Here is a 20,383-nt window from a genome sequence, read left to right as displayed (position 1 = left end):
GCGGAAGAAAGTCAGAGAAAAGTAGGCTGGGGGGCAAATCGGGCCTTACGGCTGATCCCACCATACCGGCATAGCTATATAATCGGGGGCGTTGGCTCCCATGCGCGCAATCTCGTTCGGGTTGTAGAGCACTTCCGTGGCACCGGGCAGCAGGCGGCGAGGGAAACGGATGCTCGCCGGAGTGGTTGGCGTTGCGGCCGTTACCAAAGCCGTGTTTACTCCGCTTGGCACCCGAAAATTCACGTAGATGGCCGGGCTGAAATCAAAGCGGCGTAGGTCAGACCACGATTCCGGGTTCAGGAACATGGCGATGTACTTCTGCTCCATAATGCTCTTCAGCGTCAGATCGGCGGCGCTTTGGGGCACGGCCGAGCTAGCCAGATAAGCCGTAATCTGAGCCTCGGTGATGGTCGGATAAGTCAAAGGCGGCGTGCTGGTGCTTGTGCCGCCTACCCCAATTTTGCGCATGTGCGCCCGAATACCTTCCTGAAAAGCCGTGAATGCCCGCGCCCGGTTGTTACCCCGGAAAGCAGCTTCAGCCTCGATGAATTTCAGCTCGTGGTAGGTAATCAATTCAAAGTAACCCAGCTCGCGGGCGTACCAGCTGGCGTAAAAATCCGTCTGAACCGTAGTAGGCTGCGGGCCGCCACCCAGGCCAGGATCGGCGCCGGTGCTGGTGGCCGTAGCCATAATGGGCAAGCGCGGATCGACAACGCCAAACGTGCGTCCGTCCAAGTACTTGATAAAGTTGGCCGAGAAAGTAGACGTCGCGAAGTTATTGCGGGTCGTGCCGAAGATATTGGTGGTGCTTACCAAAGGCGCCACAGCTACCTGAAACTGAAGCTGGGCATCATCCGCAGTAGCCTTGAAGCCCTGATCAACCAGCGCCAGAATAGCATTGGGGTCGTAGGAGGCTTTCTTGGTGAGGTGATGGTTCTGCCGGGCCTTCAGCGAGTAAGCCAGCTTAATCCACTTCGTCACGTCGCCGCGGTATAGAATATCGCCGCTGATGCTGGGCGAGGTCACGTAGAGCGGGCGGAAGTTGGCCGAAGCCGGCTTGCTCATTTCCACGATGCCCTCATCCAGCAACCGATTAATCGTGGCATAAATCTCTTCCTGCGAATCGTACTTGGGCGTGTAGTTCCGAGCGCCCAGGAAAGCTTCTGAGTAAGGAATATCGCCGAATATATCGGTGGCGTGGCTCAGAATCAGGGCCATCATGATTTTGCCCGCGCCCACGTAATACACTGAGCCTTCTGCCTCGGCAGCGGCAATCATCGGCGGAATATTGCCCCCCGAGTAGAAGTAGGTGTAGTTGAAGGAGTTGGTGCTCTGTGCGTTGGTGTAGAAGTAGTTATCTACTGTATTGCCGCCGGTGCGGGCCACCAGGTACTGGGTAATAAAGGGCGTACGCAGGGCCGTGAACATCTGCGTCTGTGCGCCGTTGGAAATGATGTTCGGGAGCAGGAAGTTAGGCGTGGCCGTGGTAGGGTTGTTCGGATCGGTGTTCACGTCGAGGAAATCGTCGCAGGAAGTGAACATACCGCCGCCCAGCACCAGGCCCAGCAGGAGAATGAGTTTTTTCATATAGAAAGCTGAATTGTCAAATGGTTGGAGGCTAAATGGCTGAATGGTCAAATGGTTAATTGTTCCTCTGTTTTATTGAACGACAAGCCATTTAACCCAAGGCCATTCGGCCATTTAAAAAGTAACGCGCACGCCCATATCCACGCCGCGCGTAGCCGGAACGCTGCCGTAGTCGAAGCCATTAGAGCCGCCGCCGCGTACGCCGGCACCAGCCGCCGAAGTTTCTGGGTCAGCGCCGGTATAGTTGGTGAGCAGCAGCAGGTTGCGGCCCGTTACGCTCAGCTCAACGCCTTTAATGAATGACTGCCCAAACGCGGTAGAGGGAATATTGTAGCTCAGCGTAGCATAGCGCAGGCGGGCCCACGATACATCCTCGATAAAGGCAGAACCTACCGTGCCCAGGGTGTTCTGGTAGTAGCCTTGGGTCAGCTCTACGGGACGGGTGTTTTGAGTGTAGGTAGTCGAGCCATCGGTATTTGGCGTGGCAATTACTCCGTCAAACACCACCTCTTTATACCTGTCTAGGGTCCGCTCGCTCAGGCCGCTGGTGCGGGTAGCATACCAGTCGTTGCCGTTCACCACTTTGCCCCCCTTGCGGAAATCGAACAGGAAAGTGAACTGCAAGCCTTTGTATGTAAGCGTATTGGTAAGCTGAGTGGTGAAGTCGGGAGCCCGGTCGCCCTGGTAAGTGAAGTTGGCATTTACCAAGGGATAACCCGTAGTGGGGCTGATCAGCACGCGACCATCGGGGGCACGCAGCCAGTCGCTGGCGCCAATACCCGTAATTGGCTTGCCGGGATAAGCACCACCCTGGGCAAAGTCGATAATGAACGCGTCCGACTGGTTTACTACCGTGAGTACGCTAGGCAGCTCCACCGTGCGGTTTTCGTTGCGGTAGAAGTTGGCCAGCACATCCCAGGTGAAATTGTTGGTTTTCACCGGCGAGCCATTCAGGGAGATTTCGATGCCCTTGTTCTCTACAGTGCCACCGTTGATGTATTGCAGAATAAAGCCCGTTGCCTGACTTACGCGGGGGGCAATTAGCTGGTCGGTGGTGCGGGTGCGGTACACGTTGGCGTCCAAGCCGAGGCGGTTTTGCAGAAAGCGCAACTCCACGCCCAACTCATACGAGCGGCTGCGCTCAGGGATAAGCAGGCTGTTGGAGCCGAAGAAACCATTGCGGAAGCCCCCACCGATGTAGGTGTTGGCGGCCAGCGGCGACTCCACGCGGTAAGGACCCGTGTCTTTGCCCACCTCGGCAATAGAGCCCCGAATCTTGCCGTAGTTCAGAACAGGATTCTGCTCCAGGCCCAGCGTGCGGGTAAACTCATAGCCTGCCCCGATGGAGCCATAGCCGAAGCCTTTACCATAGATCTTGTTCTTGTCGGGGCGGGGCAGTGTAGACGAGATGTCGTAGCGTCCGCTCAGCTCCAGGAACAGCTGGTCCCAGAACACCATGCTCAACTGCGCAAAATTGCCCACCAGGCGGCGCTTTACGTTGCTGGTCAGCGCGTTGCGGTTTACGGTGTTATTGATGCTGATGAAGTTTGGATTCTGGAAAATCAGGCCGATAACGTTCGTTGTCTCGTTCTGATTCTGCTCCACCGTGTTGCCCAGCGTCAGCGTACCGCTGAAGTTCTCGCTGAACTGATGGTTCAGCGTGGCCAGGAAGTTCGAGTTCAGAATGCGGTTGGCATTGGTAGTTTCGGCAATGCCGCCGTCCTGGTTGTTCACCAAGGAAGTACCCACGGCCCGTACCGAGCGCACGCGCTCCTGGTAAAAGTCGGTGCCCAGGGTGTAGCTGAAGTTCAACCACTTATAGGCCGCAAAATTCAAGGTTGCGTTGCCGATAAAGCGGTTGGTGCGGTCGGTTTGCGGGTTGCGGTTTACGGTGAAGTACGGGTTGTCGGCATCGTTGGCGCTGGTAGAGGCACCGGTGAGGCGGCGGCGGCTGCCGTCGGGGTTGAGGTAGTTGCGCGCATCATCGTTGCGAGGCCAGTTTAGCAAGCTGATCAAATAGCCCCCCGAGCCGCCAAACAAACCAGGGCCTTGCACGGGCCGCTCACCACCTGAGTTCAGGTAGTTGGCCGAGGCGTTGGCGCTGAACTTGGGCGAAATCTGCACCGTGCCCGCCAGGCGTACAGAGGCTTTGTCGTACTTGCTTTCGGGCGTAATGCCTTTCGAGTCGAGGTGCTGAACGGAGAGCAGGAAGCTGGCTTTTTCGGTGCCGCCCGTCATGTTCAGGTAGTTCTGGAAAGAAGTGCCTTTCTGATAAAAGTCCTCGAGGTTGTTGTATATGGTCTCGCCGGGCGCAAAGCGTGGCCCCCAAGATTGGCGGGTGCCCGGATCGAAAATGCCTAACGAGCCCTGCTTGTACTGATCCTGTAGCTTGGGCAGGCGGTTTACCTGATCCACGGAAAACTGGGTGCGATAATTCAGCGTAACCCGACCTGCGGTGCCGCTCTTGGTCTTGATAATTACGGCGCCGTTGGCCGCGCGCAGACCGTAGAGTACGGCCGCCGCGGGGCCTTTCAGCACCGTCATGCTCTCAATGTCTTCGGGGTTAATGTCGGAGGCGCGGTTGGTGGTGCCCACCGAGCGACCCAGAATACCATTGAAGGCTGAGCCACCGCCCGGTGCCGTCGATTCGGCGAAAGAGGAGTTGTCCATAATCACGCCGTCGATAACGAACAGCGGCTGGTTGTCGCCATCAAGCGAAGTACCACCCCGGATTACGATGGCAGCGCCTTCGCCAGGACCACCACCCGAGCTGGTGATGTTTACACCCGCGATTTTACCCTGCAAGGCATTCACGATGTTGGGCTGGCGCGAGTTGACTAACTCGGTGCCCTGCACTGACTGCACGCTGGTTACAATACTGCGGCCTTCTTTTTCGATACCAAACGCGGTCGTTACTAATACCTCTCCCAGATTAGTGGTGCTGGAAGCCAGAGCAGCATCAACAGTAGCACCTGTAGCGGGGCGCTCTTGAGCGGTGTAGCCAATAAAGCTGAAAACGAGCATGCCGCCCTCGGCAACATTGTTGAGAGTATAGCGGCCTTCAGCGTCGGTTTGAACGCCATTGGTGGTGCCTTTGACAATCACGTTCACACCCGGCAGGGGCGAGCGGTCATCGGCGGCCGTCACAACGCCGGTTACGGTTCGGGTGGTTTGGGCAAGGGCCGGAGGGGCTAGCAGCCACCCCAGCGCCAGGAAAAACCATAGAAGTTTTTTCATTGAAAGGAGAGAATGGTGAAAGGGAAGGAAAGGAGCATGAAAAGAAAAGACCGGAACCCGAGTGCTCAAAGCAGTTGGATTCCGGTCGACAAAGCGTCCGAACTTATTGGGGGACAATACACAAACAGGTACAGGTGCCCATAGGGGAGTAGCTAAACTGAACTGCAAAGTATAAACTACTCAGCAGCTATTCATCGATTCAGCGCACAGAAACGCGGAAAAAAGGATTTAAAGCTAAAGCTGAAGATTAAGCTGCACAACTATATATGGAATTTTATTAGTGGCGCTTGAACTCTGAAAAGGCAAGTGACAACCTACCAGCGTTTCCTGAAACGTATTTTTTACCTTAGAGCGCCTCAACCTACTTCCTATGCAATCTACTACCCAGGCCGCCATTGAAACTACGCACACCGTGCCACTTGCGGAAGCCAGCGGACCGGGCCGGCTGGTGTCGCTCGACGTATTTCGGGGTATCACCGTCATGGCGATGATACTGGTGAACAACCCCGGCAGCTGGGGTCACATCTACGGGCCGCTGGAGCACGCCAAGTGGCACGGCTGCACGCCCACCGACCTTATATTTCCGTTTTTCCTGTTCATTGTGGGCGTCAGCATTGTGTATGCGCTCGACTCGGCTAAGCAGGACTCTAGCCGCCATTCGCAGCTGCTGCTCCGCATTGTGAAGCGCTCGGCTATCCTGTTTGGGCTGGGACTGTTTTCGGCGCTGTTTCCCAGCTTTGTGTTCGAAACGGTGCGAATTCCGGGCGTATTGGCGCGCATTGCTGTCGTGTTCTTGGTGTGCGGAACGGTATTCGTCAAAACCGGCTGGCGCACGCAGGCGTGGCTGCTGGGGGGCATTTTGGTGCTGTATAATATCCTGATGCAAGTGGTGCCGGTGCCCGGCTTCGGCCCAGCTAATCTGGAGCCCGCCACCAACCTCGGCGCCTGGCTCGACCGGCTTATACTGGGTGAAAATCACCTCTGGAAATCCAGCAAAACCTGGGACCCGGAAGGTTTGCTGAGCACTTTGCCGGCCATCGGTACGGGCCTCGCCGGTATGCTGGCGGGCCAGTGGCTGCGCTGCCGTACGCTGGAGCCGGCTACGAAAGTGGCGTGGCTGTTTGTGGCTGGCGGAGCGGCTATTGTGCTGGGAATGATCTGGAATGGTTGGTTTCCCATCAATAAAAGCCTCTGGACCAGCTCCTATGTGCTGTACACTGCCGGTATTGCGTTAGCCATGTTAGCGGCCCTCTATTGGCTCTGCGACGTGCACGGCTACCGCGCCTGGACCAAGCCTTTTCTGGTATATGGCGTCAACGCCATCACCGTGTTTTTCCTGTCGGGACTGGTGCCGCGCCTGCTGCAAATGATTAAAGTGGCTGGGGCAAATGGCGAACCTGTGGGCCTGCGCACCTGGCTTTACGACACGTTTTTCGTGCCTTATTTCACCCCCATCAATGCCTCGCTGGCGGGCGCTATCGTGTGCGTTCTTATTTGGCTGGGCATTTTGTGGGTGATGTACAATCGGCGTATTATTATTAAGGTCTGATGAGCTGAAGTGAACAGGTTTTGAGCCTATTCATTCTTTAGGGCGTCATGCAGAGCGCAGCGAAGCATCTCGCGTGTCGTCATTGAGTTACCATTGCAACATCAGCACGCGAGATGCTTCGCTGCGCTCTGCATGACGGGGTAGAGTTTTATTTCAGAAAGTGTAATCAGCGAAATCCTGACGCAGCTTGGTTTTGAGCAGCTTGCCGGTAGCCGTGTGCGGCAGTTGGTCCACAAACTCCACGGCCTCAGGCGTCCACCAGCGAGCAATTTTGCCCTCGAAGAATTGCAGCAGCTCTTCTTTGGTGACTTCAGCGCCGGGTTTGAGCACTATCACCAGCAATGGGCGCTCGCTCCACTTTGGGTGAGGCACGCCGATAACGGCCGCCTCAGCTACGGCTGGGTGCGCAATGGCGTGGTTTTCCAGATCGATGGACGAAATCCACTCACCGCCCGACTTGATAACGTCCTTGGAGCGGTCGGTGATTTGCATGAAGCCATCGGGGTCGATGGTGGCTACGTCGCCGGTTTTAAACCAGCCGCTTTGCGTTAGCTGGCCCGGCTCGCCGGCCCGGAAATAGTCGCCCACGATGAAAGGGCCACGTACGAGCAGGTCGCCGAAGGCGACGCCGTCGTGGGGTAGTTCCTGGCCGGCATCGTCCACGATTTTCATGTCTACCCCGAAGATGGCCCGGCCTTGCTTGGTTTGAATGGCGAATTGCTCATCGGGGGAGAGCAGCAGGTGTTTGGCTTTGGGCGTGCAGGCGGTGCCGAGCGGGCTGGTTTCGGTCATACCCCAGGCGTGCCGGATTTCAATGTTCAGCTCTTCGTCAAAGGCTTTCAGCAACGCCGGCGGGCAGGACGATCCGCCGACAATCATGCGCTTGAGAGTAGTGAATTGCAGCTTTTTTTCGCGCATAAACGTCAACAGGCCAAACCAAATAGTGGGCACGCCAGCCGTAAACGTGACTTTTTCCTGCTCATACAGTTCGTACAAGCTGGCCGCATCGAGGCCGGGGCCGGGCATCACTAGCTTGCAGCCGTTCATGGGCGCCACGTACGGAATGCCCCAGGCGTTGACGTGAAACATAGGCACTACGGGCAACACCGTGTCGCGGGCGGAGCAGTTGAAGCAGTCGGGGAGGGAAGCGGCGTAGCTGTGCAGCAGGGTGGAGCGGTGGGAGTAGAGCACGCCCTTGGGCTCGTCGGTGGTGCCGGACGTGTAGCAGAGGGAAGAAGCGGTATTTTCGTCGAAAACGGGCCACTCAAAGTCGGCGGTTTGTGCGGCCAACAGTTCTTCGTAGCACAGCAACTCGCCGGGCAGAGAGGAGTCGGCGGGCATGTGGGCACGGTCGGTGAGCAGGACCCAGCCGGCTACTTTTTGGCATTGGGGGGCTAATTTCTCAGCCAGCGGCAGAAAGGTGAGGTCCAGAAAAATATAGCTGTCCTCGGCGTGATTGATAATGAAAATCAGCTGCTCGGCAAACAGACGCGGGTTGATGGTGTGGCAAATCGCCCCAAGTCCCGACACGCCATAATACAGCTCGAAGTGGCGGTGGTTATTCCAGGCCAGCGTCCCGATTCGATCGCCCATGCCGATACCCAAGCTCTTGAGCGCGTTGGCTAGCTGCTTGCTGCGCTGGTGGGCATCGTGGTAGGTGTAGCGGTGGATGCCGCCTTCCGTTAGGCGCGACACAATTTCGGTGTCGGCATGCCATTTGGCCGCGTGTTCGAGAAGCCCCGCGATGCGCAGGGGCTGGTTCATCATCAAGCCGAGCATAGAAAAACAGGTTGGGTGGGAAACGGACGATACCGTTTTCTAAGCTAAGAAAAAACAACGAGGGTCTCACTTCTGGGCCACGAATGGCCTCACCCCCCCGACCCCCGGTCTGCTTTATGCGCAGAGCCTAGGGGAGAGGGGGAGCCAGCCGACTGTTTCTACGCGGCTACGTCGGCTGCCGCCTCCGCAACCGCTACCGGGGCCTTTGTAGAAAGCAAAAAAGCCCCCCAGATATTTTCCGGGGGGCTTTTTTACAACTCTTTACTTCCTAGCGAAAGCAGTAGCCGTACTGTAGGCGCGAGCCGAAAGTGCGGCGTAGAACGATTAGCGTCAGGCTCCCCCTCTCCCTTTGGAGAGGGGGCCGGGGGGTGAGGCCCTCGTTGAAGCCTCTTAATTCTCCTTCAGCACCGGCGATTCCGTAGGAGTGCTTTTGCCTTGCTGCACGGCTTCGATGGCAACCTGCAATAAGTGACTGCGCACACTCAGGTCGCTGATCTTATTGTTGTTGCGGGTGGGGTTTACGCGGTTAGAGAGGAAGATTACCATGAGGTCGTACTGCGGGTCGACCCAGAAATAGGTGCCGGTGTAGCCGGTGTGGCCGTAGCTGCTTTGGCTGGCGTTTTTGGCCGAGTTTACTGAAGGATTGGCGGCGGGGCGGTCGAAGCCCAGGGCGCGGCGGTTGTCGGGGCAGAACTGGCAGCGCGTGTACTCAGCTATGGTTTCGGGCTTGATGAGCTGCTGCCCGCCGTATTTGCCATTCCAGGCATACATCTGCACTACTTTCGCCAGGTCATTGGCATTGCCGAACAGGCCCGCGTGGCCAGAAACGCCCCCCAGCAGGGCTGCGCCTTCATCGTGTACGGTGCCGTGCAATTGGCCGTGGCGAAACAGGGAATCGTACTCGGTGGGCGCAATGCGGCTGAGTGGGAAGCGGCGGGTGGGATTGTAGCCCATTGTCGTAGCACCCAACGGCTTATAAATCTCATCGACCACAAACTGATTGAGTGGCTTGCCCGCGGCTGAGCGCACAAACTGCGGGTACATAATAAACGACAAATCGGAGTACACGTAGCCGGGCTTCTCATTCAGCGGCGACTCGGCAATGGCTTCGCGAATACGCTCAGGGAAATCTTTGCGGGCCCACAGGTTGGTAGCAGCCTGGTACGGAAAACGAGCCGATGAATCGGCGCGGAAGAAGCGACGGTTTAGCTCCGATGGTTTGGTAGCTGATACGTCGGCTGCATCGGGACTTTTGCCAAACAGCTTATTGAAAATGCCGCGGGGCTTGGTGTAATCTTTCCAGAATGGGATCCAGGCCTTGAGGCGGGCTTGGTGGGTGAGCACATCGCGCAGCTTCAGGTCCTGTTTGTTGGTGCCCACAAACTCAGGGTACAACTGCCCCATGGTCATGTCAGGGTTGAACTTTCCTTGATCCTGAAGGCGCATGAGTGCCGGCAGCGCCGCCGATACTTTCGTGACCGAAGCCAAGTCGTAGATGTCGGTGTTCTGCACTGGGCGCGGCTTTTTGCCCCCCAGGCGTGGATTGTCGGCGTAGTCGTGGGTGCCGTAGCTTTTGCGCAACACCACCGTGCCTTTTCGGGCAATCAGCACCTCACCACCGGGAAATGCTTTGGCCGCTAGAGCTTGCTGCATCATGGAATCCACGCGGGCTTCGAGGTTATTATTCATGCCCACCGCTTCGGGGTAGCTGTAGCTCAGGCGCATGCCGCCTTGCGTGCTAAGGCCAAAGCCGCGCTGGTACTGATCGGAGATAGTAACGGGGAGTTTGCCCTGAGCACCGATGCCGCCAAAAATCATTTGGGCAGTTAAGTCCTGGATATTTTTGCTTTCCTGGTAAGCCAGCACCACGGCGTCGGCGCGGGCCAGGTCGCGGACTTTGGCCACGGCGTAGGCATTGCCAAACATGGTGACCACAATGCGCTGTTTGGCCGTAGCCAGCTCCCGCAGAAGCACGTTGGTTTCGGGCGTCACGCCAAAGTTGGTAGCTGGCAAGCGACCCAGGTTATTAAGACCAACGAGCAGCGTATTATATCCTTTGAGCGCTTCCCGAATCTTGACCAACTCATCCAGCGTAGGCGTGGCCGACAACCAAAAATGGTCAGCGGGGGCGTAGTCCGTCACCATGCGCTGAAAGTCGGTGGTGTCTTTGGTACCGATGGTCACGGTAGCAATGCGCAGGGTATCAAGGCGCTGTAAAGGCAGGATGCTTTTCTCGTTGCGCAGTAAAGTCAAAGAAAGCTCACTCAAGCGCTGGCTCAGATAATTAGCGTGCGGGGTGTTGAGGTCTTGGTACAGGTTTTTGAGGTCAATGGGCTGATACTTATTCAGCCCCGACCACTCCTTCAGCGCTAGCACCTTGCGGCAGCGGCGGTCAATTTCTTCCTGCGTGATTTCACCCCGGTTAATGGCCTCTCGAACCATCGTCAGGGCCAGCGGAATGTTCTTGGAGAACTCTAGAATGTCGTTGCCGGCCAGCAGAGCGCGCACGTCGCCTTCGCCGGGGGGGAACATGTTGGTGAGGCCCTTCATGTTCATGGCATCCGTGAAAATGATGCCTTCAAAACCCATTTTCTCCTTCACCATACCCGTCACGATGGGCTTGGAAAGGGTAGAGGGGATACCAGTGCTGTCGAGGGCCGGAATGTTGAGGTGGGCAATCATAATGCCCCCCAGGCCACGCCGCATCAGGTCGCGGAAGGGAAACAGCTCCAGCGTATCAATGCGGCGCTTGTCTACCCGAATGAGGGGCAGGGCGAGGTGAGAATCGGTGTCGGTGTCCCCGTGGCCGGGGAAGTGCTTGGCTACGGCCAGAATGCCGTTGTCCTGCATGCCACGCATGTACTGGTAGCTTTTGGCGGTTACGTCCTCGCGGCTGTCGCCCCAAGAGCGAAAGCCGATAACGGGGTTCGCGGCGTTGTTATTCACATCGACTACCGGCGCAAAATTGACATGCATGCCAGTGCGCTTGAACTGGCGGGCAATCTCGGCGCCCATCTCGTACAGCAAGGCGGTATCCTGCACGCCACCCATACTCATTTGATACGGAAAACGCGTGGTGCTATCCAGGCGCATACCGATGCCCCACTCTGCATCCATGGCCACGAGCAACGGCACTTTTGCCTGTGCTTGGTAGCGGTTGAGCAATTTGCTTTGGCGCACGGGTCCGCCCTGGAAGAAAATAAGCCCCCCAACGCCGTACTGCTGCACCAACTGCGACACGGAGTCTTCATCAATGCGCTTGCGGTTGGAATAAGCCGCCACCATAAAGAGCTGCGCTACCCGCTGGTCGGGCGTGAGCGTGGCCATCACCGAGTCAACCCAGCGCGACTCCGCCATCTGGGGGGCAAAAGGCACCGGCGCGTTCATGGAGCGCGGCTTGATGGTGGCAACCGCAGTTTTAGGTTTAGCGGGTTTCTTCCGTCGCTGCTGGGCCGAAGTGGCGAACGGCAGGAACAACAGAAGCAGGATGAAGAGCGAGAAATTCCGGGGCGTGAGCAAGGGCGCAGGGTTCGGGTGGAAGTCAGCCGTAAAAATACGGCAACCCACGAAGTTATGCGACAATAGCTGAGAAGTGGATTGCAAATAGCAGAGCAAGGAGCTGCAGTTGTACTATATAATTTCTATTAGACCGTCATACAGAGCGCAGCGAAGCATCTCGCGTGTTTAGTAAGTGTGTAATACAATTCAGAAGAACGTCATGCTGAGCTTGCCGAAGCATCTCTACACGAGTAGGAATCTCAACGAAGCGGGAGAGATGCTTCGGCAAGCTCAGCATGACAGTTAGCGTGGCAACGACTGCACGCGAGATGCTTCGCTGCCGCTCTGCATGACGTTCTATGTAGATGTTGTCAGGTTCTTTGAATCGTAGATTACTGTCGCACAAAAAAGAGCTGGAGATATCTCCAGCTCTTTTTTGTGCGCTAAGGAAAGTTTCAACTACTGAATGACCGTTTTCTCTGTGTGAAAAACCTCTCCATTTTCACCCTTCAACTCCATCGTTGCCTGTAGCTTTTTGCCTTTTTGGCGAAGGCGGAACAGGGCATAATGCTTCTCATTTACCAGCGGGCCAACGCGGTATTTATTTGGTTCACCGGTATTGTTGGTAGCAGGGTGCGTGAGGCCGCTTGATGTGACTTCATACACTGGATACTGTACGCCAGATATGGTCATTTTGGCCATTTCGCCAATGTGGCGGTCACCACTCATGAGTAGTACGCCTTTTGCTTTCGTGCTGGCCAATAAGGCTAAAAAGCGCTGGCGGGCAACCGGGAAATTGGCCCACTTCTCATACCGATGCTCTTCGGCCAGAAACTGAATGCCGGAGCCGATAATATGGGCATCGGCGTCGCTGTTGGTGAGTTGTTCCTCCAGCCATTTCCACTGTTCTTCGCCCAGAATGTCGCCCGTAGGATTGGGCTGATACACCTTGTTAGCATCCCGAAAGAGTGTATCCTGGTGGTAGCGGTCATCGAGCAGAATTACCTTCACTCGCTTCCTGCCAACATTGTAATTATAGGCAGCATAAATACCTTCCTGCTGCCGGCGCGGACTGCTGGCGGGCTCTTGTAAAAAGTCGAGGGCCAACTGCTGACTTTCTTTTTTCGGCCCAAACGATTTGTCGCCGTCGTTGCGTCCGTAGTCGTGGTCGTCCCAGGTGCCGATGACGGGGACCTGCGTACGGAAGGCTTTGTAGTCGGCCTGATTGAACTGCTGGTCGTACTTAGCTTTGAGCACGGCCATGTCGTCGGAGTCGCCGTAGATGTTGTCGCCGAGCCAGATCCAGAGGTCGGGTTTATCCTTCGAAATTGCCCCCCAGATGGTCTGGGGAAGGTCTTGGCGGTCGCAGGAGCCGAAAGCAATGGTCATCGCTTTTTTGTGCTGAGCCACGGCCGCCGGGCTGCCCAGATACAATAGCAAACTCAAGAGCAGGAGAAGGTTCTTCATGCTGCAAATATGAAAAATAGAGCAGAAGGAGCGACGCGCTTTGTGTGAAGTAACTGTTACAAAAAGCCCCCCAGCCGTCAAGAGCATCTGCCGACGGTCTAATTTTTGTGAGTCGGGCACACGCCACGCCGCCGCTGCGCGTTATTTGTGCTACTTCCCTTGAAAACTAAACGACTTTTGCCCTTGAATACGCTCCTGATTCTTATTGCTTTTCTTCGTTCACGCCTAGCTGCCGGTAAGCTGGCTGCCCGCCTGGGTGTCGTGTTTCTGTTGGTTGGCGGCCTAAGTCACGGTGCCTATGCTCAGTACCCGGTGCGGGGCATTGTTCGGGATAAAGAAACCAAGGAACCGCTGCCCTTCGTGGGCATTGGCGTGAAAGGCACGACCATGGGCACGGCCAGCAACGAGAACGGCGAGTTTACCCTAAGCTTGCCTTCCGTGCCGCAAACGCTGATTTTCTCGGAGCTGGCCCACATCAAGGATACGGTGCAGGTTACGCAGGCGGGCCAAGCGTTGGAGATAGAGCTGGCGCCGGCCACGGTGGTGCTGTCGGAGGTGAAAGTGGCCAGCTACGCCTACCAGCTGGTGGACCGCGCGTATCAGCAGTTAAAGAAAAACTACAGCCGCAAATTCTACGGCAAAGCCTACTACCGCCAGATCACGCGCATCGACAACGACCCCACGGAGCTGCTGGAAATGGTGTGGAATGCCAAGTCCAACATCGCCCGCATTGAGGGCACGAGCATAGCACAGGGGCGCTATGCTGCCAAGCAAGCCCTGATCAGTGACAAGAACTTTTCGCTGTACACCAAATCGTTCGGCCTCTACGATGATAAAGCCGACACGACCAAAGCGCTGGGCCTGTTCAGCCCCAACGTGGTGGCAAACTATCTGCTGGAAATTAAAGGTGTGCTGGAGAAAGGAGAGACCGGCGGTGTGGCCGAAATTGCTTTCGAGACGCGCCCCGAGCAAACCAAGTACCGCTCGAAAGGCACCGTCTGGATTGATGTGGATACCTACCAGGTAATTCGCTACAAAATGACCACGCCCCAGCTTACCCGCAAAGCCAATAACCCGACGTTCTCCTTCAAAAACACGGAGCTAGAGCTGGATATGGTGTTTCAAAACGATACGACTGCCGTGAATCCGCTGGAGCACATCAAAGCAGACATGACCTATGATTTGGTACGGCCTGGTTTGCCACCAGCCAAAATGAAAGTGTCGGCTTTCACCTTCTTCTACGACACCAGTCGCAAGCCTACTAGCCTGACGTACAACAAAGTAACCAGCAACGAGCGCGACCTGGAAACCATTAGAAAGGTGAAATACGACCCCGAGTTTTGGGCCAATAATCCGGTGGTAAAACGTACTCCGCTGGAAGATGAAGTAGCTAAGTCGTTTGAGCAGAAAGGTGCCTTCGGAACGATGGTAAAAAAGCCCGAGCCTAAGGCCGATGTGCGCATTCGCAATGGCCGGATAGAATAGCACGCTGGGGGGCTTTTCGCTAGTCCAACACAATACCTTTTCAACACCACGCCCCAACTTCTACACGGAGTTGGGGCGTGGTGTTTTTGGTGAAGGTGGCGCTTACTTGTGCTGCTCCCACTCAGCCAGTTTGAGTCGGTGCTCTTGATAAATTCGGTTAAGAATAGCCGTGTCGGGATTGGTGCCGAGCGCAATGGTAGTGCCTTGTTCGCGGGCGTAACTGTTCTCAATTTTGCCCCGACGCTGGTAGCTGGAAAAATGCCCCCCAAAGTCCTCAGAGTCATCTGTGACCAGAAGTATGTGCCGGTACGGCTGGGCCGGGCGCGTTGGAAACCAATACAAATAGCTGCCATTGAAACTATGCGCCGCTGGCATATCTCGCCCCCGATTATAGTAATTCAAAGCTCCGGCCTGACCGTAATTATCGCACAGCACGAGGGTGCGGCTGCGCGAAGAATCGGGCAGACTTTGGTAGGCTTGCCAGGCTTTGTCGGCTAGTTCCTGCCAGCCCAGCATATCGGCGAAATCCTGGGGTAAGAGATGAATTTTACCGTCTTCCCAGCGGTTGGCACCAGTGCTGCGGTAGGCTTCGCCAATCTTCTGCATTTGGGCCGGCGGATACAGGGCGTAAGCATAGGGAAACAGCGGAACGGCCAGCACCAGCAACAGGGCCGGCAGTATGGGTCGCGCTAGCTTGCTCAGTCGCGGAAAGCTCACCAACCGATGTTCCAGCCACGACGCACCCGCCGCGAAAAGAATAGGGTAGTAGCCCAAGGCATAATAGCTCTTTCCGTGCAGTACAGTCAGCAATAAAAGCCCCCCAACGAAGAGTAAGCCCACGCTGCGGTACGGCCGAAACGGTTGGTAGAACAAGAGGGCCAGCAGCCCCGTCACCCACACCCACAAAGCCGGAAAACACATGAGCAGTTGGTCTTGCCAAAAGTCCGCGGCCGACACATTCACTAGCTGCGACTCGTGCAGCAAAGCCATATGGTGAAAAAATGGAATGCCGTGCCTTAGCTGCCAGATCAGGTTGGGTAAAAACAGCGCCAAGGCAATGCCGGCCGCAATCCACCCGGCTTTGGTAATCAGAATACGGCGTTGCTCAGTCAGGAGTAAGGCGGTAATCAGGGCCCCGATGAAAAAGAAAGTGGTGTACTTATTCAGCAGGCTCAGGCCCAGCACCACGCCAATGCCATACAGATAGCGCGGCTTTGGCTGCTGGATGTAAGCAATTAGCCAGTAGCAGCTCAGCGTAAAGGCAAAGACTTCGAACGAGTTGGGTTGAAACAGAAAGTTGAGGCGGGAATAAGCACAGACGATATAGCTCAAACACGCCAGCACTTGTGCCCACCTGCTGCCCCCAAGCCGCTGGGCCGCTCGACCTACCACGTACACGGTGCCCGCGCCCCACAGCAAGGGCCAGAATTTTACCCAAAAATACCCCCCACCCAGGGCCAGCGTGAGCCAGCTTTGCACGGCCATCAGGGGCGGCACTTCCAGGTAGCCCCAGGCCAAATGCTGGCCATAGTTGAGGTACAGATATTCGTCGCGATGCAGTTCATACACCCGACTGGCCAGCACAAAGCCAAGCACAAACTTAAGACCGGCAAAGATCAGCGGAATATGACGTTTCATGTCGGAATATATTTGATTCCTAATAAATGCCACGTCCACATTATTTCTGGCTGAGCGGTGCAGCCTTTTTAGACTAGAACGATCTTATGCACGGGAGTAAAACACTGCGCTAGTTGGTCGGAATGCTACCCCAATCTTGCTTCCGCCTGCAACTTTAGCCTTACTGTGTAACTGACTAGCTATATTGCTCCCCACTCAAACCCTCCTCATCTCTCACCCCTTTCCTCATGAAAAAACTAGCCCTTACCGGGTTGCTGGTTGGCTCGCTGCTAACCGCTTGTAATCAGCAAAAAAACACGGCCGATGGCGGCAGCGACACTGCAGCTACCGGCACCGCCGAAGTGAAAGACCTATCGACGCTGTTTGCAAACTATTGGGAAGAAAACCTCAAGCTGTTCCCGCTCGACGCCACCACCCAGGGCGATAAGCGCTACAATGACCGGCTGCCCAATGACCAGACCCAGGCCTTCCGCGACACGCTCCAGACGACGTACCAAAACTACCTCAGCCAACTACAGAAGTTTGACCGCGAAAAGCTGTCGGACAATGACAAAATCAGCTACGATATTTTTAAGTACGACCTAGAGAATAAGCTGGCTGGTCTGAAGCTAAACACTTGGATGATACCGTTTCAGCAGTTCTGGGGCCTGCCCATTACGCTGGGTCAGTTTGGCTCGGGCTCGGGCATTCAGCCCTTCAAAACGGTGAAGGACTACGACGACTGGATAGGCCGCGCCAAAGGCTTTGCCGCCTGGGGCGACTCGGCCATTGGCAACTTCCGCAAGGGCATGGCCGCCGGCGTGGTATTGCCGCGTCCGCTGGTAGAGAAGATGATTCCGCAGATGCAGGATTTGGTCGTCACTGACCCAACGAAAAGCTTATTCTATGGCCCGGTAGCGAAGTTTCCGGATGGCTTTTCGGACGCAGATAAGCAGCGCCTCACCGCCGCCTACAAAGATGTTATTCTGCAGGACCTAGTGCCAACGTACAAGAAGCTGGGGGCCTTTTTGAAGAACGAATACCTGCCCAAAGCCCGCACCACGACTGGCATTTCGGCCATTCCTGGCGGTCCGGAAATCTACCGCTACTATGTTAAGAGCTGGACCACCACTGACAAGTCGCCCGAAGAGATTTACCAGACCGGTCAGGCCGAGGTAAAACGTATTCGCTCGGAAATGGAGCGCGTGAAAAACGAAGTTGGCTTTAAAGGCGACCTGCCCGCTTTCTTCACCTATCTGAAAACGGACAAGAAATTCACGCCTTACCAGACGCCGGAAGATGTGTTGGGAGCATTCCGCGCCATTCAGGCTAAGATTGATCCGAACCTGAAAAAGATGTTTGGTCGCACGCCCAAAACGCCATTTGAGATTCGGCAGACTGAGGCGTTCCGCGCCGCTTCGGCCTCAGCCGAGTACAACCAGGGCAACCCCGACGGCTCGCGGCCGGGCGTTTTCTACATCCCGATTCTGAATGCCAAGGAATTCAACACCACTTCAGGTATGGAGTCGTTGTTTTTGCACGAAGCCATTCCGGGCCATCACTACCAGATTTCGTTGCAGCAGGAAAATGAAAACCTGCCCAAATTCCGCCGCTTTGCCTGGTACGGCGCCATGGGCGAAGGCTGGGCCCTCTACACGGAGAGCCTCGGCAGGGAGCTAGGCCTCTACACCGATCCGTACCAATACATGGGTGCGCTGGGCGACGAAATTCACCGCGCGATTCGCCTGGTGGTGGACGTGGGCATGCACACCAAAAACATGACCCGCGAGCAAGCCATCAAGTACATGATGGACAACGAGGCCATCAGCGAGCAGGGCGCCACCGCCGAGATTGAGCGCTACATGGCCATTCCGGGTCAGGCGCTGAGCTATAAAATCGGGGCGCTCAAGATTCGCGAGCTGCGCCAGAAGTACGAGAAGCAGCTGGGGGGCAAATTCAAGCTCAGCGCCTTCCACGACGAGCTGTTGAAAGACGGCGTGATGCCATTGGCCGTATTGGAGCGCAAAATGGATGCCTGGGCCGCCACGCATAAGTAAGCCCAACGCGTGCCGTTCATCAACTAAAAAGGGCAGCCACTTGGCTGCCTTTTTTTATGCTCGGCTGGTGGCTGCTACCAGCGGCTTCCCGTTTAAGGTACTATCCTTTATTCTATTAACGATCAATTCGATGTCTAAGCAACTTCAACAAACGCTCGCCCTCGGCGCGATAGCTGGTATGCGCAGCATGTCGGCGCCCGCCACCATCAGTCACGTCCTCAGCAACCATAAATCGAAGGCTATCGGCCGGTCGCCGCTGCGATTTTTGCAGTCGCCCACCACGGCCAAGGTCCTGAAAGGGATAGCCGTGTCTGAAATGGCGGCCGACAAGCTGCCCGGCATGCCCAACCGCACCGCGCCACCAGTACTGCTGGGTCGTATTCTGGCGGGCGGACTAGCGGGCGCGGCAGCCTATAAAGCGCAGAAAGACAGTGTGGTAAAGGGCGCGCTTATTGGCGGCGCCGTAGCGGTGGCCGCCAGCTACGGGGCCCTGTATCTGCGCAAAGCGCTGGGTTCAAGCACCGGTTTGCCTGATAAGGTGTGGGCGATAGCGGAAGATAGCTTGGTGCTTAAAAGCGCCCTTGCCGTGGCGCACGATGCCCGCCGCAGCACCAATAATAAGCTGTATTAGCTTCGTGTTTGCATAAAAAAAAGCCCCCCAGATAGATTCTGGGGGGCTTTTTTTTATGCAAACACGAATAACAGCTTGCTAGCGGATTCAGCTGGCTGTTATTGCTGGGTGGTTTGGCCACCGCCACTACCTGACGTTGTGCCGCCTGCGGTAGTACCGCCATTGCCACTCTGGTCAGTGCCTGACGCTTTGGATGGAGCCTGCTTCGCGTTCTGGCTGTTGCCATCCTGCGCTTTATCTTGCTGAGGAGCTGGCTGGCCCGAAGCCGTTTGCGGCGAAGTAGCTGTGTTGCCGCTAGGAGCCGAGTTCATCGCCTTGTCAACAGACTGCTGCTGATCAGCGGCCGAGCCTTCGCCTAGCGGGGGCTGGACGTTCTGTACACGGTTTACGCTGTCGCGGGCAACCTCATTGCTGGTAGGCTCTTTGGCTGCTTCCGTGTTGAAATTTTTATCGAATTGGGTGTCTTTGCCGGGGCCCTTTTCGTAATCGCAGGAGGCTAGCGGGGCCGTAGCGACCAGCAGAATAGCCAGCGCGTAACGCTGTTGGAGTTTCATAAAAAGTGTTTTGAGTTGAAAGACTAGATTGGAAGCCCTGTATACGACAAGCGGGCGTCAATAGCCGAAGCAAAATCAGCAAGAAGGTTTAGTGCGACCAATTTTGCCAAATCGCCCGTTTGCCCGCTGCCCGATACCTTTGCCGGATGCCCATTTCAGCCCTTATGAACTGGAGTGGGGGCAAAGACTCAGCCCTCGCCCTTCACCACGCCCTGCTTGACCCCAGCTACCAGGTGACCCACCTGCTCACCAGCATCAACGCCCGCTACCAGCGCGTATCCATGCACGGCGTGCGGGTGGCGCTGCTCGAAGCGCAGGCCCAGCGCATCGGGCTGCCGCTGGTGCAGCTGGCCCTGCCCGAGTCGCCCGGCATGGAGGAGTATGAGCAGCTTATGCACAAGGCGTTAGCTCCATTGCAGGCTCAGGGTGTGAGTCAGGCAATTTTCGGGGATATCTATCTGGAAGATCTTCGGGCCTACCGCGAGCAGCAGCTGGCGCGGGTGGGGCTGGGGGGCATTTTTCCGCTTTGGAAGCGCCCCGCAGCCGATTTGCTGCGCGAGTTTCTCGATCTGGGCTTTCAGGCCGTAGTAGTGTGCGTAAATGAGCAGCACCTCGACGCCAGCTTCTGCGGCCGCCTTCTCAACGCCGATTTTCTACGCGATTTGCCCCCCGGCGTAGACCCCTGCGGCGAAAATGGCGAGTACCACAGCTTCGTGTTCGACGCCCCGTTTTTCAGCAGCCCGATTCCTTTTGTGCGCGGCGAGCTGGTGCGCCGCACCTATCCGGCTCCCGTGCCCGGCGCGCCCGAAGCCGGCTTTTGGTATTGCGATTTGATCTGAACCACGGATTAGCGCGGATTTTTCGGATTCCACGGATTTCATTCCGTAGACGACGCGTCATCGGCCTATGTTGATTATGGGAG

The 20,383-nt window shown here is 56.3% G+C and carries 12 protein-coding genes; 5 read left to right on the top strand and 7 right to left on the bottom strand.

The features are described from left to right. Window positions 1–45 precede the first annotated feature (45 nt). Window positions 46–1,587: a SusD/RagB family nutrient-binding outer membrane lipoprotein gene (locus IEW06_RS00185; protein WP_188547118.1), complete on the bottom strand. Its 1,542-nt coding sequence runs from the start codon at window positions 1,585–1,587 to the stop codon at window positions 46–48. A 114-nt stretch (window positions 1,588–1,701) separates the two neighbouring features. Beyond that, window positions 1,702–4,824, bottom strand: coding sequence for a SusC/RagA family TonB-linked outer membrane protein (locus IEW06_RS00180; protein ID WP_188547116.1), 3,123 nt, complete (start codon window positions 4,822–4,824; stop codon window positions 1,702–1,704). 370 nt (window positions 4,825–5,194) lie between these two features. Here IEW06_RS00180 and IEW06_RS00175 point away from each other — a divergent pair, with 370 nt between their 5' ends. Beyond that, on the top strand, window positions 5,195–6,373 hold the full coding sequence (locus IEW06_RS00175) for an acyltransferase family protein (protein ID WP_188547114.1): 1,179 nt from the start codon (window positions 5,195–5,197) through the stop codon (window positions 6,371–6,373). A gap of 153 nt (window positions 6,374–6,526) precedes the next feature. Here the strand turns inward: IEW06_RS00175 and IEW06_RS00170 are convergent, their stop codons facing one another. From IEW06_RS00170 to IEW06_RS00160, 3 genes are all read right to left on the bottom strand, one after another. Beyond that, a complete protein-coding gene (locus tag IEW06_RS00170; protein ID WP_187731292.1) occupies window positions 6,527–8,152 on the bottom strand; it encodes a 3-(methylthio)propionyl-CoA ligase in 1,626 nt (541 codons plus the stop codon). A 390-nt stretch (window positions 8,153–8,542) separates the two neighbouring features. Continuing rightward, window positions 8,543–11,755, bottom strand: coding sequence for a serine hydrolase domain-containing protein (locus IEW06_RS00165; protein ID WP_229743012.1), 3,213 nt, complete (start codon window positions 11,753–11,755; stop codon window positions 8,543–8,545). A gap of 354 nt (window positions 11,756–12,109) precedes the next feature. Next, complete coding sequence (locus IEW06_RS00160; RefSeq protein WP_188547112.1) at window positions 12,110–13,117, bottom strand: alkaline phosphatase D family protein; 1,008 nt, start codon at window positions 13,115–13,117, stop codon at window positions 12,110–12,112. 159 nt (window positions 13,118–13,276) lie between these two features. Here IEW06_RS00160 and IEW06_RS00155 point away from each other — a divergent pair, with 159 nt between their 5' ends. Next, window positions 13,277–14,602: a carboxypeptidase-like regulatory domain-containing protein gene (locus IEW06_RS00155; protein ID WP_187731294.1), complete on the top strand. Its 1,326-nt coding sequence runs from the start codon at window positions 13,277–13,279 to the stop codon at window positions 14,600–14,602. A 102-nt stretch (window positions 14,603–14,704) separates the two neighbouring features. On the opposite strand, the gene IEW06_RS00150 is transcribed toward IEW06_RS00155, so the two are convergent. Next, the gene (locus IEW06_RS00150; RefSeq protein WP_188547110.1) at window positions 14,705–16,240 is read right to left on the bottom strand and encodes an ArnT family glycosyltransferase; all 1,536 of its coding nucleotides are present in this window, start codon (window positions 16,238–16,240) and stop codon (window positions 14,705–14,707) included. Window positions 16,241–16,467: 227 nt separating this feature from the next. Between IEW06_RS00150 and IEW06_RS00145 the strand changes: the two genes are divergently transcribed. Beyond that, complete coding sequence (locus IEW06_RS00145; RefSeq protein WP_187731297.1) at window positions 16,468–18,276, top strand: DUF885 domain-containing protein; 1,809 nt, start codon at window positions 16,468–16,470, stop codon at window positions 18,274–18,276. Window positions 18,277–18,406: 130 nt separating this feature from the next. Then, complete coding sequence (locus IEW06_RS00140) at window positions 18,407–18,907, top strand: DUF4126 family protein (RefSeq protein ID WP_187731298.1); 501 nt, start codon at window positions 18,407–18,409, stop codon at window positions 18,905–18,907. A gap of 98 nt (window positions 18,908–19,005) precedes the next feature. On the opposite strand, the gene IEW06_RS00135 is transcribed toward IEW06_RS00140, so the two are convergent. Beyond that, complete coding sequence (locus IEW06_RS00135) at window positions 19,006–19,461, bottom strand: hypothetical protein (protein WP_187731299.1); 456 nt, start codon at window positions 19,459–19,461, stop codon at window positions 19,006–19,008. A gap of 146 nt (window positions 19,462–19,607) precedes the next feature. Between IEW06_RS00135 and IEW06_RS00130 the strand changes: the two genes are divergently transcribed. Continuing rightward, window positions 19,608–20,300 carry a Dph6-related ATP pyrophosphatase gene (locus tag IEW06_RS00130; protein ID WP_229743011.1) on the top strand — a complete coding sequence of 231 codons (693 nt, stop codon included), beginning with the start codon at window positions 19,608–19,610 and terminating at the stop codon, window positions 20,298–20,300. Window positions 20,301–20,383 lie beyond the last annotated feature (83 nt).

Source organism: Hymenobacter qilianensis (assembly GCF_014638675.1).
In the GTDB taxonomy this organism is placed as follows: domain Bacteria; phylum Bacteroidota; class Bacteroidia; order Cytophagales; family Hymenobacteraceae; genus Hymenobacter; species Hymenobacter qilianensis.
The sequence above is the reverse complement of the archived record's forward strand: the minus strand, read 5'-3'. Positions and strand labels throughout refer to the sequence as shown.